Source organism: Rhizobium tumorigenes (assembly GCF_003240565.2).
In the GTDB taxonomy this organism is placed as follows: Bacteria; Pseudomonadota; Alphaproteobacteria; order Rhizobiales; family Rhizobiaceae; genus Rhizobium; species Rhizobium tumorigenes.
In genome coordinates this window covers 2,268,281-2,282,539 of record NZ_CP117255.1, presented here as the reverse complement: position 1 = coordinate 2,282,539, position 14,259 = coordinate 2,268,281, and the positions used below count along the sequence as shown (strand labels likewise).

Below are 14,259 nucleotides of genomic sequence, written 5' to 3'. Positions count from 1 at the left end.
GCTTTTGGCCATCACGGTGAATGCCGAAGCAGGAGCAGGGTGAATGCCGGAGACGGGAGTGAAGCTGGAGGAAAGCTGGAAAAATGCGCTGTCGGCGGAGTTTTCCAGCCCCTACATGGAGAAGCTCAAGGCCTTCCTGCTCGAGGAAAAGCAAAGCGGAAAGACGATCTTTCCGCGCGGGCCCGAATATTTCCGCGCGCTCGATCTTACGCCCCTGCATGATGTCAAGGTGGTGATCCTCGGTCAGGATCCATACCACGGCCTCGGGCAGGCGCACGGGCTCTGCTTCAGCGTCCGTCCGGGCGTCCGCACCCCGCCGTCGCTGGTTAACATCTACAAGGAGATGCAGGCCGACCTCGGCATTCCACCGGCCCGCCACGGATTTCTCGAAAGCTGGGCACAGCAGGGCGTGCTTTTGCTGAACAGCGTGCTGACCGTCGAGGAAGCGCGCGCCGCGTCCCATCAGGGCAAGGGGTGGGAGCGGTTTTCCGATGCCGTGATCCGGGCCGTCAACGATCAATGCGAGCATGTCGTCTTCATTCTGTGGGGTGCCTATGCGCAGAAGAAAGCCGCATTCGTCGACACATCTCGCCATCTGGTGCTGAAGTCCGCCCATCCGTCGCCGCTGTCGGCCCATAGCGGATTTCTCGGATCGAGGCCGTTCTCGCAAGCCAACGCCTATATTGAGAAATACGGTCGCACGCCCATCGACTGGGCACTTCCCGAAAATCCAGGTGTCGCTCAGGCCTAGGGATTTGATGGAAGTGTAGCCGGCATGGCTGCTACAGTTCTGTATTCCTTTGGCTGGATTGTGTGCGCACGTGTCCCGATATGCAGCCAAGTACTTTCATGCAAATATAAAACATAGATATAAATCAAAATATTATTATTTTACGGCCAATTTCCCTTTTTCCTGTAATCATAGAGAATAGAAGTGGAACGGCAGCAATAGTTTGAAATTCCGGGGGCGGAATTTGGGGGCGAATTTCTTGGTGGTAGCGTCGGGGGGCGAGGATTTCGGCATATACGGTGAAGACGTGCAGCGGGCGGCTGCAGCGCAATCCGATTTTCTCGGGATCATGGCAAACCGCCATCGTCTGCACATCCTGTTTTTGTTGCTCGAAAGCGAGCATTCCGTCCGCGATCTGATGCGTGAGCTGAATGAAACTCCGGTTGGCGTCTCGCGTCACCTGACGATCCTTCGCGACAACAACATCGTTCGCAGCCACCGCTGCGGCAAGAACGTCCGCTACTCGCTCACATGTCCGCACACAGTCCAGATGGTGAAAACCATCGCCGAAATCTGTTGCCAGCGCGATAAAGAGGTCGAGGGGAAATAGGCGAGAGCGGAGCGCCTCGATCATCAGAAGCTGCGGGTCTCGAGATGCAAGCGTTTCATTGAAGGACACTGTCGCAGACTGCGGTTTGGATTTGCCCTCAATCGCTTACGTGAACGACATCGATAGATCGTTCACGATCTGGAGACAATCCGTCCGGGTCTTGCGGTCTATCGCAAAAGCCTGACAGCGACCATCTTCACCCCATGGAACCGGTCGATACGACCGGGCAGAACAAAGGGGTTTGACATGCTTGACCAGATCAAAGGCCTCCACCACGTCACATCGATGGCAGAGGATGCCCGCACCAACAACAAGTTCTTCACGCAGACGCTGGGCCTTCGCCGCGTCAAGAAGACTGTCAATTTCGACGCGCCGGATGTGTATCATCTTTACTACGGTGATGAAGTCGGCGCGCCCGGCTCCGTAATGACCTATTTTCCGTTCCCGAAGATGGCGCGAGGCCGTCCCGGTACAGGCGAGGTCGGTACCACGGTGTTCTCGGTTCCCGAAGGTTCGCTCGGTTTCTGGACGGATCGTCTCGCAGCGCAGGGCATCGGCGGTCTGAAGGCCGATGAATCCTTCGGCCAGAAGCGCCTGCACTTTGCAGGTCCCGATGGTGACGACCTTGCGCTTGTCGAGGTCCGGGACGATCTTCGCCAGCCATGGCTGCATGGAGGCATCGAGGCCGATCATGCCATTCGCGGCTTTCACTCGGTGTCGATGCGCCTGCACGACGACGGTGCGACGGACGAACTGCTGCGATACATGGGTTATCAGGTTGCCGATACCCATGAGGGCACAAAGCGGCTGGTCATCCCGGGCGGCAACGGTGCCGATTTCATCGATCTCGAAACCATGCCGAACATCGCCCGTTCGCTGCCGGGGGCAGGGTCGGTCCACCACGTAGCCTTTTCGGTCGAAAACCGCGCCAAGCAACTCGAAGTGCGCAAACTGCTGATGGATACCGGCCATCAGGTGACGCCGGTCATCGATCGCGACTACTTCTGGGCGATCTACTTCCGCACGCCGGGCGGCGTCCTGTTCGAGATTGCCACCAACGAACCTGGCTTCGATCGTGACGAGGATACTGCACATCTCGGCGAGGCACTGAAGCTGCCACCGCAGCATGCCCATCTGCGCTCATTGCTTGAAGAACATCTCGAGCCACTCGACGCTTGAGGCAGGAGGTCATTATGACATCGACATATGTGCACCGGCTGCGAGCCGGTGCGCCGGGGAAGCCGATATTCTTCGTCTTTCACGGTACAGGCGGCGATGAGAACCAGTTTTTCGACTTTGCCAGCCAGTTGCTGCCGGAGGCGACCATCGTCTCGCCGCGCGGCGACGTCGCCGAACATGGCGCTGCCCGCTTTTTTCGCCGCACCGGCGAGGGCGTCTACGACATGGACGATCTTGCCCGGGCGACGGCGAAGATGGTTGGCTTCGTCAAAAGCCTGGCGGATGAGCACAAGGCGTCGGCGGTTATCGGCCTCGGCTTTTCGAATGGGGCCAATATCCTTGCCAATGTCCTGATCGAGGAAGGCGACCTTTTCGACGCCTCTATTCTGATGCATCCACTGATGCCGTTCGAACCGCGCGACAATACCGGTCTGGCGGGCTCGAAGGTACTGATCACGGCCGGCGAGCGAGACCCGATTGCACCGGTCTCCCTGACGAAGGCGCTTGCGGATTACTTTGCCCGCCAGAAGGCGGATGTGACGCTCGAATGGCATCTGGGCGGTCACGATATCCGGCCAAACGAGATCGAAGCGGTGCGGACGCTGCTTGCAGCCTATGCCTGAATGAGGTCTGCGATCCGGCGCGGCCGTCCGAGGACGTTGCGCCGGCGCGAGCCACGTCTACTTTGCGCTCAACATTTGCTGGAGGGCGAGGGCCTCTTCGTCGGCCGCGTGCTGGCCGGCCACGTCTAGATAGGGCTGGCTGCAATATTGCTTCAGGCCTGCTGCGTCGCGTGCGTCGGCCTGCCCGTGGGCTGCCCTCATCGCCACCTTCCGCCAGGCGCAGCCGAGCATTGGGTCGGGCCTGATCGCGCCATCGCAACCGGTGCTGAAGCACGTGGCGATAGTGGTTTGCGCCTCATTTTTGCCGGCAATTGCATCGTTGAAATCGCCGGTCCAGCTTTTGCGTGCGCTTTCACACCCTGTCGCATTGCTGCTCTGGCGGCAATCGACGGCGGCGTTGATGTAGTCGCTGGCAGGCGGCCAGAGGGGAGCGTCGATCAGGCTGACGCAGCCACATGCCAAAAGCCCAGCCATCAAAGCATTCATACCAATCTCCCGAATCGCTGCCGATAAGACCATGAAAAGCCTTGCGTGGACATGGAGGAGAACGGCGGCCACCAGTGGCGGTTGGGCCACCAATCGCCGTTATGTGTTCCGTTATCCCAAAGGGCGCAACGCCTGCTTGCAGGTGGTTGCCTAGCTCGCTAATGGTCAGCCTTCAAGTCCAGGGGGAATCGTCGTGACGCTTGCCGAGCAGAGCCAATATCGCCTGGGCGTCCTCTATGTGGCGCTTTCTGCGCTGGCCTGGTCGTCGGCAGGGCTGTTCATGCGGGCAATCCACGCCGATCTGATGACCATCCTTTTCTATCGTGGCATCGTCTCGGGCGGCGGGGTATTCCTGCTTTTCCTGTTCATCGAACGTGGTGGCGCCTGGCGGATCATCGGGGCCATGCGCGGACCGTCGTTTGCCGCAATGTTTTTGTCGACTGCCGCGATGATTAGCGGCATCGGCTCCATCTATTACACCTCCGTCGCCGATTCGATGGTGATCTACGCCACGGTGCCCTTCATCACCGCCGGCGTCGCCTTCCTGTATATCCACGAGCGCCCCAGTGTCGCGACGATGGTTGCTGCCGGAGTGGCGCTGGCCGGGGTCCTGGTGATGCTGACGGGCAATAGCGCCGGTGGCGGAGGCTGGTTCGGGCGCGCCCTTGCGGCGATCATGACGCTGATGGTGGCCGGACTTGCAGTCGTCATGCGCCGCCACCGCGACGTGCCGATGTTGCCGGCCATGGCTGCATCCGGGTGGCTGTGCTCGCTGGTGTGTTTCTGGTTCGCATCGCCATCGTCTGTCTCGGCGAGCGATGCCGGGTTGATCGTCGCCTTCGGATTGCTCCAGAATGCGCTCGGGCTAAGCCTCTATACATTCGGATCCCGTCTTATTCCCGCTGCCGATGCCAGCCTGCTGACCGCGCTCGAGGTGCCGTTGACGCCGCTGTGGGTGTGGATATTCTTCAGCGAGACGCCATCGAGCGCGACGATGATCGGCGGACCGATCGTGCTTGTCGCATTGTTCGGCCATATTTTCACGGAGGTCCGGCGCAACCGGGTGCCGATGGTCGTCAATCCAGGCTGAGAACTGGAAGGCGTCAAAGCCGTCATCGACATTGTGCATCGCAACATTTTTCGAAGTAGGCGGTTGACGATAGCCGATTTGGGGGAATGTATTGTCTCTTGCCCGCCGTCGGGCGAAATGCTTTTGCTTGAGACGCACTGGTCCGGCGTCTAGTTTGCGGCCCGGGACAGCACCTGCCGCATGAAATTATGGGGATGAACATGAAAACGTCTGCAGCCACCGACCAGAAGATACCCGTGGCTGATGCCGAAGCGCTGCGGCTCACTTTCCGCGATGCCATGGCGCGCATGGCGGCAGCCGTCAATATCGTCACCAGCAACGGTCCGGGAGGTCTCGCCGGATTTGCCGCGACTGCAGTTTGCAGCGTCACGGACAGCCCGCCGACGCTTCTGGTGTGCCTGAACCGCAATGCCTCCGTCTATCCGGCTGTCGCTGCCAATGGCGTGCTCTGCGTCAATGTCCTGTCGGAAAGCCATCAGGATCTGTCGCGCCTCTTCGGCGGCAAGACGCCGGTTGCCGAGCGCTTTGCAGCTGCCGAGTGGTCGGAACTGGTCACCGGCTCGCCGGCGCTCGAGGACGCGCTCGTGTCGTTCGACTGCCGGATCGCCCAGCGCGCAGAGGTCGGTACCCACGAAGTGCTGATGTGCGAAGTCGAGGCGATCCGTCGGCGCGATGGCGGGCAGGGCCTCGTCTATTTCGACCGAAATTATCACACGGCCGGCTGACCCTCAGTAGTTTTCGAGATACCATTTGACGAACCGCCTGACACCTTCCTCGACGCCCAGCTCCGGCTTGTAGCCGGTCAGGGCGACGAGCAGGCCGGGTTCTGCGTAGGTATGATGCACGTCGCCCGGCTGCATCGGCAGCATGTTGCGGATGCCCTTCTTGCCAAGTGCCGCCTCTATCGTCTCGACGTAGTGCATCAGCTCGACCGGTGCGCCGCCGCCGATGTTGACGATCCGGAAGGGAGCGGTGCTCGACAGCGAATCGATGACGGTATCGGAGACGATGCGGTTCGCCTCCGCTGGTGGTACCGCGATCAGGCGGACGATGCCTTCGACGAGGTCGTCGATATAGGTGAAGTCGCGGCTCATCCGGCCTTCGCCATAGATATCGAGCGGGCGATCGTTCCTAATGGCGTCGACGAACTTGAACAGCGCCATGTCCGGCCGGCCCCAGGGGCCGTAGACGGTGAAGAAGCGGAATGCTGTTGTCGGGATGTCGAAGAGATGGGCGTAGCTGTGGGCCATCAGCTCCATGCTTTTCTTCGTCGCGGCGTAGATCGTCATCTGCTCGTCGGCCTTGTCGCTTTCGGCAAACGGCATCTTCTCGTTGGCGCCGTAGACCGATGAGGTCGAGGCAAGCAGGACATGCTTCGGCTTGATGGCGCGGGCGAGTTCGAGAATGTTGAACGAGCCGGTGACGTTGGAATCGACATAGGATTTCGGATTTTCGAGGCTGTAGCGAACACCGGCCTGGGCGGCGAGGTGGACGATGACGTCAGGCTCTGCCAGCTCGGCAGCCCGATCAAGCGCCGCCTTGTCCTCCAGCATGGCGATGACCGGCTTGAAGCCGTTCGAGCGCGCGAGGATAGCGTGCCGCTTTTCCTTCAACGCGACATCGTAATACGGAGTCATGCCGTCGAAGCCGACAACGAAATTGCCTTCGTCAAGCAGTCGCTTGGCGAGATGGAATCCGATGAAGCCACCGGTGCCGGTGATCAGGTAGCGCATGTCAGGTCCTTCGTGATGGCGCCGGGCGCACCCGGTCAACGCTTCGGGAGCGTGCTAGAGCGGTCCCGGCTTTCAGGAGCAGTTGATTGCCTGCGCTTATACACAGCGTTTCCGCCGCCGCCTATAGCTCGGAGGCGTCGCTTGGCTTTGACTCTCGTGTGAAAAAAATACAGCCCGTCCATGTTGTTCCGCGCATTCAGCGGTTGGCATGTGGTGTCGGCATGCTAAAAATCCGTCACGCGCAGGCGCAGCGCCTGTCGAGCAAGGGGCCGGTTCATGACGTTCGATCTACTCATCCGAAACGCAACGCTTGCGGATGGCCGCACGGAAATCGACATCGGCATCGCCGGCGGCAGGATCGCTGCAATCGAACCGAAGATCGCTGCGAACGCCAGGCGCGAAATCGATGCCGGAGGCCAGCTGGTCTCGAGCCCTTTCGTGGATTGCCATTTTCACATGGATGCCACCCTGTCGCTCGGCCTGCCGCGCTTGAATACGTCCGGTACACTCCTCGAAGGCATCGCGCTGTGGGGCGAACTGAAGCCGTTGCTGACGCAGGAGGCGGTGGTCGAGCGGGCATTGCGCTATTGCGACCTCGCTGTATCGCAAGGGCTGCTCGCGGTGCGGACCCATGTCGATATCTGCGACGACCGGCTTCTGGCTGTCGAGGCGCTGCTACATGTGAAGAAGGCGGTCGCGCCCTATCTCGATTTGCAACTCGTCGCCTTTCCGCAGGATGGATATTACCGTTCGCCGACGGCTGCCGCCAATCTTGAGCGGGCGCTGGATCTCGGTGTCGACCTCGTTGGAGGCATTCCGCATTTCGAGCGGACGATGGAAGACGGCGCGCGTTCGGTGCGGGCGCTTTGCGAGATTGCTGCGAGGCGGGGCCTGCGCGTCGACCTGCATTGCGACGAAACGGACGATCCGCTTTCGCGGCATATCGAGACGCTTGCCTGTGAGACGCAGCGGCTGGGACTGCAAGGCCGCGCGACCGGCTCACACCTGACTTCGATGCATTCGATGGACAATTATTACGTGTCGAAGCTGCTGCCGCTGATAGCCGAGGCGGATGTTCAGGTGGTCGCCAACCCGCTGATCAACATAATGCTGCAGGGGCGCCACGACAGCTACCCGAAGCGGCGTGGCATGACACGGGTGAAGGAGATGCGCGAGCACGGCATCAACATCGCCTTCGGCCAGGATTGCTGCATGGACCCGTGGTATTCGCTCGGCAGCGGCGACATGCTCGATGTCGCGCATATGGGCCTGCATGTCGGGCAGCTGTCGGCTCGCGAGGCAATGCGGTTCTGTTTCGACGCGGTCACCAGAAATCCCGCCAAACTGATGGGGCTGGAAGGCTATGGTCTCGATGTCGGCTGCAACGGCGATCTGGTGGTGCTGCAGGCGAAAGACCCGATCGAGGCAATCCGGCTGCGCGCAACGCGTTTGTTCGTCGTGCGTCGTGGCAAGGTGATCAGCGAGACGCCCGCGAGAGGCGCGAGGGTGTCGCTCGACGGGCGGCCCGATTTCGTCGATCCTGCTGCCTACGCGCCGGTTGCCAGCGAGCATTGAAGCGAAGCAGTGTCGGTCACGCCTTAAGGATCTCCGCGAGGCGGCGGGAACCGGGCTCGCGCTCTGACAAATCGAGGCCCGAAAACAGGTCGACGAGATGGCTGACCATCAACTCGGACGCGTCCTTTGGCTTGTTGCTGGCGATCGCATTGACCAGCGCATGGTGAGCGTGGTGCTCGCAGATGGCGTCGCGGCGGCGCCAGTAGAGGGCGACGATCAGCGATGAGCGTGAGCAAAGCCTGCGGACGAAGTCTATGTAGATAGAATGATTGGCAATTTCGGCGATGGCCACATGGAACTGGCCGGAGAGCTGGACCGCTTCGCCGTCCCGCCCGGCGGCGACCGCCGCATGTTCCTCGGCGATGTGGCGCTGCAGCAGGACGATGTCGGCCGGCTTGGCGATCTCGGCAGCCATGGCGGCGACTTTCGGCTCCAGCAACGCACGGGCCTCGAAAACCTCCCGGGCCTCCAGCCGTGTCGGCTTGGCGACGAAAGCGCCGCGATTGACTTCGAGCGTCACGAGATGGTCGAGCGCCAGTGCCTGCAGGGCTGCGCGTATCACGGTGCGGCTGACAGAGTAGATCTCGGCCAACTCGTCTTCCGGCAGCTTCATTCCGGGCGCCACGCTGTGGCCGAGAATGGCACTGCGAATGCCGAGATAAACCGGCGACTGTTGCACGGGCGGTTGCCCCGCCGCTCTGGCCCTGATGGATCTTTCAAACATGGCGCGGTGCCGAAATCCGAGTATTGATCTTGGCCGAGAGCATAACTGATTATTGCGTCCAATACCATGTGAGTTTTGTATACAATATTTGCTTACGTTGTGTGCATCTGCTGAATCTGCCGCATCTAATAAATGGGCAGATTCCCGATGCTACGCTTGGCTGCTTATCTTCGAATTCAATGATTTCAATATGTTAATCAATATTTAAGATTTGGCATGGGCCTTGCAATCCCTTTTTCTGTGAAGAAGTGGAAGAGGGGCCGATGGCTAAGGGCGATCTAGAACTTATCAGGCTGACCAAGCGTTACGGTGGCACGGTTGCCGTCGACGCGATCGATCTGAAAGTGCCGGCTGGCACCTATTGCTGCCTGCTGGGTCCGTCGGGCTGCGGCAAGTCTTCGACTCTTCGCATGGCGGCCGGCCATGAAAGTGTTTCCGGCGGCGATGTCGTTCTTTCCGAAAGCCAGATCACCCACGCCCGTCCGGCCGAGCGCGGCACGGCGATGATGTTCCAGAGCTACGCGCTATTTCCGCATCTCGATCTCATCGACAACGTCGCTTTCAGCCTGAAGATGAAGGGCGTCGACAAGCAGGCGCGTCAGGCCAAGGCGCTCGAGATGCTGACGCTGATGCAGATGGAGCCTTACGCTACCCGGCGTCCGGCGCAACTCTCCGGCGGCCAGCAGCAGCGTGTGGCGCTGGCTCGCGCATTGATCACCGATCCGGAAGCGTTGCTGCTCGACGAGCCGTTGTCGGCGCTCGATCCGTTCCTGAAAATTCGCATGCGTGCCGAGTTAAAGAAGCTGCAGAAGACGCTGGGCATCACCTTCGTCCATGTCACCCATAGCCAGGAAGAGGCGATGGCCCTCTCGGACCTGATCGTGGTGATGAACAACGGCCGCATCGAGCAGGCAGCCTCTGCGCGCGAGGTCTTCGAGCGGCCCGCCACCGCCTTCGTTGCTCGCTTTATGGGCGATCACAATGTTCTCTCAGGTCGCGCAACCCATAGCCAGGACGGCGTCGTGACGCTGGAAGCGCCTGAGGGCCAGACATTTTCCGTTCGCGGCCAGACGGAAGTCGGCGCGCCTGTGGATATCGGTATCCGCACGGACCGGGTTCGCCTCGCAGAGCCATCGCAAAAGGGGCTTGGCTTCAATGGCATCGTTTCCAACGTCGAATATCGCGGCGCAACCGTGAAAATCACCGTTATCGGCGCCGGCAGCGAAGACTTCACCGCGATCATTCGCGACACCGATTATTTCGCCAAGCCGGTTTCGGTCGGCGATGCACTGTCACTGAGCTGGGCCCTGGAGGATGCAGTCCTCCTCGGCCGCGCCTGATCCATCAACCACCTGAAGGGGAACTGAGCATGACCAAGGACACAAAGTCTACCAAGCCGGCCAAGGGTATTTCCCGCCGTAATCTCCTGAAGACCGGCGCTGCCGGGCTCGGCGCCGTCGTCGGCTCCGGCCTCGTTACCGGTTTCCCGACAATCTGGGCTCAGAACCCGATCACGCTGCGCCAGTTCGGCACCGGCGTATCGAACCTCAACGCCATTGCCGACAAGTGCAAGGCCGACCTCGGCATCACGCTGCAGATGACGGCAACGGATTCCGACGCTGCCGCCCAGCGCGCCGTCACCCAGCCGAACTCCTACGACATCGCCGATATCGAATACTGGATCGCCAAGAAGGTCTACCCGGCCGGCGTGATGCAGCCGATGAACACCAAGAAGCTGAAGTACTACGACAAGATCGTACCGCTCTTCATCGACGGCAAGCTGAAGCCGGACAGCGTCATCGCCCAGGGCACGGCGCCGCACACGGTTGGCTTCGTCGACAGCCAGGACTCCAAGAAGTTCTCGAAGACGCCGACGGAATGGATGACGATGGTTCCGACCATCTACAATGCCGACACGCTCGGTATCCGGCCGGACCTCGTCGGTCGCGACATCACTTCCTGGGCCGACATCCTCGATCCTGCCTTCAAGGGCAAGACGGCGATCCTCAACATCCCCTCGATCGGGATCATGGACGCTGCCATGATCATGGAAGCCTCCGGCCAGCTGAAATATGCCGACAAGGGCAACATGACCAAGGCGGAGATCGACAAGACGATCGACTTCCTGATCAAGACCAAGCAGGCCGGCCAGTTCCGCGCTTTCTGGAAGTCCTTCGACGAGAGCGTCAACCTGATGGCATCGGGCGAAGTCGTCATCCAGTCGATGTGGTCGCCGGCCGTTGCCGCGGTGCGCTCCAAGGGCATCGCCTGCAAGTTCCAGCCGCTGAAGGAAGGCTATCGCTCATGGGGTGGCGGTCTCGGCCTTGCCAAGCACCTGAAGGGCGCCGAGCTCGACGCGGCCTACGAGTACATCAACTGGTACACGTCCGGCTGGGTCGGCGGCTACCTCAACCGCCAAGGCTACTACTCCGCCTGCATGGATACCGCCAAGAATTTCATGACAGCCGACGAGTGGGGCTACTGGATCGAGGGCAAGCCGGCACAGGGCGATATCATGTCGCCTGAAGGCAAGGTCATGGAAAAGGCCGGCGCAGTCCGCGACGGCGGGTCGTTCGAAGAACGCATGGGCCACGTCGCCTGCTGGAACTCGGTCATGGACGAAGACCGCTACATGGTAAAGCGCTGGAACGAATTCATCGCTGCGTAAGGCACCTTTTCACCTCCCCTTGGGGGAGAAGGCTGCATGAAAGGAGGGGGCATTCAGGTTCCATGCCCCCTCGAACTGATAAGGCGGGTTTGGCACTACACTCTCCTCCCTCATTCCTGTGCTCGTCACAGGAATCCAGTGCGACCACGTCTGTGGGCGCGAAGGACTCCGCCGCTTGACGGCAAGGGTCATTCACGGCGCAGACGCGCCGTGGCTGGATCCCTGTGACGAGCACAGGGATGAGGTTGGATAGGTTGCCGCGACCAACACGAAAAAACTATCTCTGGCGGAGTGCACTTCATGGCATCAGCAACGACACAGGCGGGCAAACCGCTGAAACGCAGCCTGACGATACCGCTCGGTCTCGTGTCCTATCTCCAGGCGCTGCCGCTGCTTGCCATTCTCGGCTTCTTTTTCATCCTTCCGATCCTGATGATCGCTGTCGTCAGTTTCTGGGACTATGATTTTGCCGGCATCTATCCGGCGATGTTGCTTACCAACTATTCGGACAGTCTTGAATCGTGGGTCACCTGGAAGACCTATCTCCACACCATCGAATTCATGCTGATCGTCTGGGCGATCACCCTGTTCATCGGGTTCTGGGTCGCCTATTACCTCGCGTTCCATATACGCAAGCCATCGACGCAGATGGTGCTGTTTCTCATCTGCACGGTACCGTTCCTGACGTCCAACATCATCCGCATGATCTCCTGGATCCCGGTGCTCGGGCGAAACGGGCTGATCAATTCGGCGCTGATCAGTGCCGGTATCATTCCAAAGCCCATCGAGTGGCTGCTCTATTCCGATTTCGCCGTGGTGCTCGCCATGGTCCATCTCTACACGCTGTTCATGGTGACGCCGATCTTCAACACGCTGATGCGGATCGATCGCTCGCTGTTCGAAGCGGCCCGCGATGCCGGGGCGACCGGCTGGCAGATCCTCTGGAACGTCGTGATCCCGCTCGCCAAGCCCGGCATCGCCATCGGCTCGATTTTCGTGGTGACGCTGGTCATGGCGGACTTCTCCACCGTGCAGGTGATGTCCGGCGGCCAGAGCGCCTCGGTGGCGCTGATGATGAAGAACCAGATGTCGTTGCTGCAGTATCCGGCCGCTGCCGCCAACGCCGTGGTGCTGCTGGTCCTCGTGCTGCTGATGGTTGCCGCCATCCTGCGCGTCGTCGATATCCGCAAGGAGCTTTGAGATGAACGCCGACAAACGCCCTCTCGAGTTCTACGTGCTCACCGCCTTCTTCATCCTGTTCGTGTTGTTCCTCTACGGGCCGTTTTCGGCAATCTTCATCCTGTCCTTTCAGGGTCCCGACGGCGGGCTGACATTTCCGCTCAACGGCGTGTCGTTCCACTGGTTTGCAAACCTGTTCGAAAAGCAGTCGGTCGGCGATTTCGGCGCCGCTTTCCAGCGGTCCTTCCTGCTCGGCCTTATGGTGATGGTTGTGACTGTGGTAGTGTCGCTGCTGGCTGGCCTTGCCTTCCGGCGCAAGTTCCGTGGCGCCTCGCTCGTGTTCTATGGGACGGTCGCCAGCCTCGTGGTGCCGTCGATCATTATCTCGCTCGGCATCGGCGTCGTCTTCCAGCAATTCGGATTTGCGCCTGCCTGGTACTCCTCGGCCTTCGGCGCACACCTGACCTGGACGCTGCCGTTCGGTGTGCTGATCATGTTTGCCGTCTTCAACCGTTTTTCGCCATCGTATGAGGAAGCGGCGCGCGACCTCGGCGCCAACTCCTGGCAGACGTTCCGCCATGTCGTGCTGCCGATGATCGCGCCCAGCCTGATCGGCGTCGGGCTGTTTGGCTTCTCGCTGTCCTACGACGAGTTTGCCCGGACGCTGATGACGTCGGGCTCGTTCAATACGCTGCCGCTGGAGATCTATGGGATGACCACCAATGTCACCACGCCGGTTCTCTATGCGCTCGGCACGGTGACGACGCTGTTTTCCTTCACCATCATCCTCTCCTGCGTCGGCATCGGCATGTATGTCAGCCGGCGGCGCGCTGCCGTGGGTTCGGATGCCGGCAAGGGGGTCTGAGCGCATGCGGATCCTGGTGATCAACCCGAACACGACGGCCTCGATGACGGACAAGATCGGCATCGCGGCGCGAGCGGTTGCAAGCCCGGGGACGGAAGTCGTTGCCCGCAATCCCGTCATCGGCCCCGTCAGCATTCAGGGACCGGAGGACGGTGAGGCGGCCTTGCCTGGGCTGCTTTATGAAATCGAGCGGTCCAACGTCGAGGATTTCGACGCCGTCATCATCGCCTGCTTCGACGATACCGGGCTCTACGAGGCGCGCAGGCGAACTGCGCGGCCGGTGATCGGCATCGGCGAGGCGGCCTTTCATGCAGCCACGCTGGTTGCGTCGAAATTTAGCGTCGTGACGACGCTGTCCGTGTCGGTGCCTGTCATCGAGGACAATGTTCGTGCCTACGGTTTCAGTCTCCGATGTGCCCGGGTGAGGGCTTCCGAAGTGCCGGTGCTGGAACTCGAGCGTGAAGGCTCCGATGCCTGTCGCACCATCTCCCTCGAGATTGCAACCGCATTGGCGACGGACGATGCCGATGCCATCGTGCTTGGTTGCGCCGGCATGGCGGATCTTGCCCGGCAGCTTAGCCTCGAACACGGCGTGCCCGTGGTCGACGGTGTGGCTGCGGCCGTAAAACTTGCCGAAATGCTGCATGCACTGGGGCTGCAGACCTCGCAGGCCGGTCCGTTCCGCAAGGTTGCGTGAGCGGAACCGTTCCCCAGCTTCAAGCCCTGTTCCAGAGTTCCGTCGGTCCCGTCATCCCCCTCACTGGCCAAAGACACGGCGAGGTCGCTAGCCGGCTGTT

At 60.6% G+C, this 14,259-nt stretch carries 15 protein-coding genes; 11 read left to right on the top strand and 4 right to left on the bottom strand.

All coding sequences use genetic code 11. The features are described 5' to 3' along the window. Positions 1 to 43 precede the first annotated feature (43 nt). On the top strand, positions 44 to 751 hold the full coding sequence (gene ung / locus PR017_RS11250; RefSeq protein ID WP_111222484.1) for a uracil-DNA glycosylase: 708 nt from the start codon (positions 44 to 46) through the stop codon (positions 749 to 751). A 124-nt stretch (positions 752 to 875) separates the two neighbouring features. Here the strand turns inward: ung and PR017_RS11245 are convergent, their stop codons facing one another. Then, a complete protein-coding gene (locus PR017_RS11245) occupies positions 876 to 1,364 on the bottom strand; it encodes a hypothetical protein (protein ID WP_240539149.1) in 489 nt (162 codons plus the stop codon). Between the two features lie 222 nt (positions 1,365 to 1,586). On the opposite strand from PR017_RS11245, the gene PR017_RS11240 reads away from it, so the two are divergent. Both PR017_RS11240 and PR017_RS11235 read left to right on the top strand, forming a co-directional pair. Continuing rightward, positions 1,587 to 2,519, top strand: coding sequence for a VOC family protein (locus PR017_RS11240; protein ID WP_111222486.1), 933 nt, complete (start codon positions 1,587 to 1,589; stop codon positions 2,517 to 2,519). Between the two features lie 14 nt (positions 2,520 to 2,533). After that, entirely contained in the window at positions 2,534 to 3,142 is a 609-nt protein-coding gene (locus PR017_RS11235) for an alpha/beta hydrolase (RefSeq protein ID WP_425069994.1), read from the top strand. Between the two features lie 57 nt (positions 3,143 to 3,199). Here the strand turns inward: PR017_RS11235 and PR017_RS11230 are convergent, their stop codons facing one another. Next, positions 3,200 to 3,628, bottom strand: coding sequence for a hypothetical protein (locus tag PR017_RS11230; protein ID WP_111222487.1), 429 nt, complete (start codon positions 3,626 to 3,628; stop codon positions 3,200 to 3,202). 193 nt (positions 3,629 to 3,821) lie between these two features. Between PR017_RS11230 and PR017_RS11225 the strand changes: the two genes are divergently transcribed. After that, positions 3,822 to 4,718: a DMT family transporter gene (locus PR017_RS11225; RefSeq protein ID WP_111222488.1), complete on the top strand. Its 897-nt coding sequence runs from the start codon at positions 3,822 to 3,824 to the stop codon at positions 4,716 to 4,718. Between the two features lie 185 nt (positions 4,719 to 4,903). After that, positions 4,904 to 5,443 carry an NADH-dependent FMN reductase RutF gene (rutF, locus tag PR017_RS11220; RefSeq protein WP_374108276.1) on the top strand — a complete coding sequence of 180 codons (540 nt, stop codon included), beginning with the start codon at positions 4,904 to 4,906 and terminating at the stop codon, positions 5,441 to 5,443. Positions 5,444 to 5,446: 3 nt separating this feature from the next. Here the strand turns inward: rutF and PR017_RS11215 are convergent, their stop codons facing one another. Then, complete coding sequence (locus PR017_RS11215; protein WP_111222490.1) at positions 5,447 to 6,451, bottom strand: NAD-dependent epimerase; 1,005 nt, start codon at positions 6,449 to 6,451, stop codon at positions 5,447 to 5,449. 276 nt (positions 6,452 to 6,727) lie between these two features. Here PR017_RS11215 and PR017_RS11210 point away from each other — a divergent pair, with 276 nt between their 5' ends. Then, positions 6,728 to 8,026 (top strand): amidohydrolase family protein, encoded by a 1,299-nt coding sequence (locus tag PR017_RS11210; RefSeq protein ID WP_111222491.1) that lies wholly within the window; start codon positions 6,728 to 6,730, stop codon positions 8,024 to 8,026. A gap of 16 nt (positions 8,027 to 8,042) precedes the next feature. On the opposite strand, the gene PR017_RS11205 is transcribed toward PR017_RS11210, so the two are convergent. Continuing rightward, entirely contained in the window at positions 8,043 to 8,750 is a 708-nt protein-coding gene (locus tag PR017_RS11205) for a GntR family transcriptional regulator (RefSeq protein ID WP_111222492.1), read from the bottom strand. A 263-nt stretch (positions 8,751 to 9,013) separates the two neighbouring features. Between PR017_RS11205 and PR017_RS11200 the strand changes: the two genes are divergently transcribed. From PR017_RS11200 to PR017_RS11180, 5 genes are all read left to right on the top strand, one after another. Further along, positions 9,014 to 10,090 carry an ABC transporter ATP-binding protein gene (locus tag PR017_RS11200; protein ID WP_111222493.1) on the top strand — a complete coding sequence of 359 codons (1,077 nt, stop codon included), beginning with the start codon at positions 9,014 to 9,016 and terminating at the stop codon, positions 10,088 to 10,090. A 29-nt stretch (positions 10,091 to 10,119) separates the two neighbouring features. Beyond that, a complete protein-coding gene (locus PR017_RS11195; RefSeq protein ID WP_111222494.1) occupies positions 10,120 to 11,418 on the top strand; it encodes an ABC transporter substrate-binding protein in 1,299 nt (432 codons plus the stop codon). Between the two features lie 300 nt (positions 11,419 to 11,718). After that, a complete protein-coding gene (locus tag PR017_RS11190; RefSeq protein WP_111222496.1) occupies positions 11,719 to 12,618 on the top strand; it encodes an ABC transporter permease in 900 nt (299 codons plus the stop codon). A 1-nt stretch (position 12,619) separates the two neighbouring features. After that, positions 12,620 to 13,462, top strand: coding sequence for an ABC transporter permease (locus tag PR017_RS11185; protein WP_111222497.1), 843 nt, complete (start codon positions 12,620 to 12,622; stop codon positions 13,460 to 13,462). A gap of 4 nt (positions 13,463 to 13,466) precedes the next feature. Next, on the top strand, positions 13,467 to 14,159 hold the full coding sequence (locus PR017_RS11180) for an aspartate/glutamate racemase family protein (protein ID WP_111222498.1): 693 nt from the start codon (positions 13,467 to 13,469) through the stop codon (positions 14,157 to 14,159). Positions 14,160 to 14,259 lie beyond the last annotated feature (100 nt).

Coding starts and splice junctions, on each gene's coding strand:
- ung (WP_111222484.1), top strand. CDS start 44: ATGCCGGAGACGGGAGTGAAGCTGGAGGAAAGCTGGAAAAATGCGCTG.
- PR017_RS11245 (WP_240539149.1), bottom strand. CDS start 1,364: ATGATCGAGGCGCTCCGCTCTCGCCTATTTCCCCTCGACCTCTTTATC.
- PR017_RS11240 (WP_111222486.1), top strand. CDS start 1,587: ATGCTTGACCAGATCAAAGGCCTCCACCACGTCACATCGATGGCAGAG.
- PR017_RS11235 (WP_425069994.1), top strand. CDS start 2,534: ATGACATCGACATATGTGCACCGGCTGCGAGCCGGTGCGCCGGGGAAG.
- PR017_RS11230 (WP_111222487.1), bottom strand. CDS start 3,628: ATGAATGCTTTGATGGCTGGGCTTTTGGCATGTGGCTGCGTCAGCCTG.
- PR017_RS11215 (WP_111222490.1), bottom strand. CDS start 6,451: ATGCGCTACCTGATCACCGGCACCGGTGGCTTCATCGGATTCCATCTC.
- PR017_RS11210 (WP_111222491.1), top strand. CDS start 6,728: ATGACGTTCGATCTACTCATCCGAAACGCAACGCTTGCGGATGGCCGC.
- PR017_RS11205 (WP_111222492.1), bottom strand. CDS start 8,750: ATGTTTGAAAGATCCATCAGGGCCAGAGCGGCGGGGCAACCGCCCGTG.
- PR017_RS11200 (WP_111222493.1), top strand. CDS start 9,014: ATGGCTAAGGGCGATCTAGAACTTATCAGGCTGACCAAGCGTTACGGT.
- PR017_RS11195 (WP_111222494.1), top strand. CDS start 10,120: ATGACCAAGGACACAAAGTCTACCAAGCCGGCCAAGGGTATTTCCCGC.
- PR017_RS11190 (WP_111222496.1), top strand. CDS start 11,719: ATGGCATCAGCAACGACACAGGCGGGCAAACCGCTGAAACGCAGCCTG.
- PR017_RS11185 (WP_111222497.1), top strand. CDS start 12,620: ATGAACGCCGACAAACGCCCTCTCGAGTTCTACGTGCTCACCGCCTTC.
- PR017_RS11180 (WP_111222498.1), top strand. CDS start 13,467: ATGCGGATCCTGGTGATCAACCCGAACACGACGGCCTCGATGACGGAC.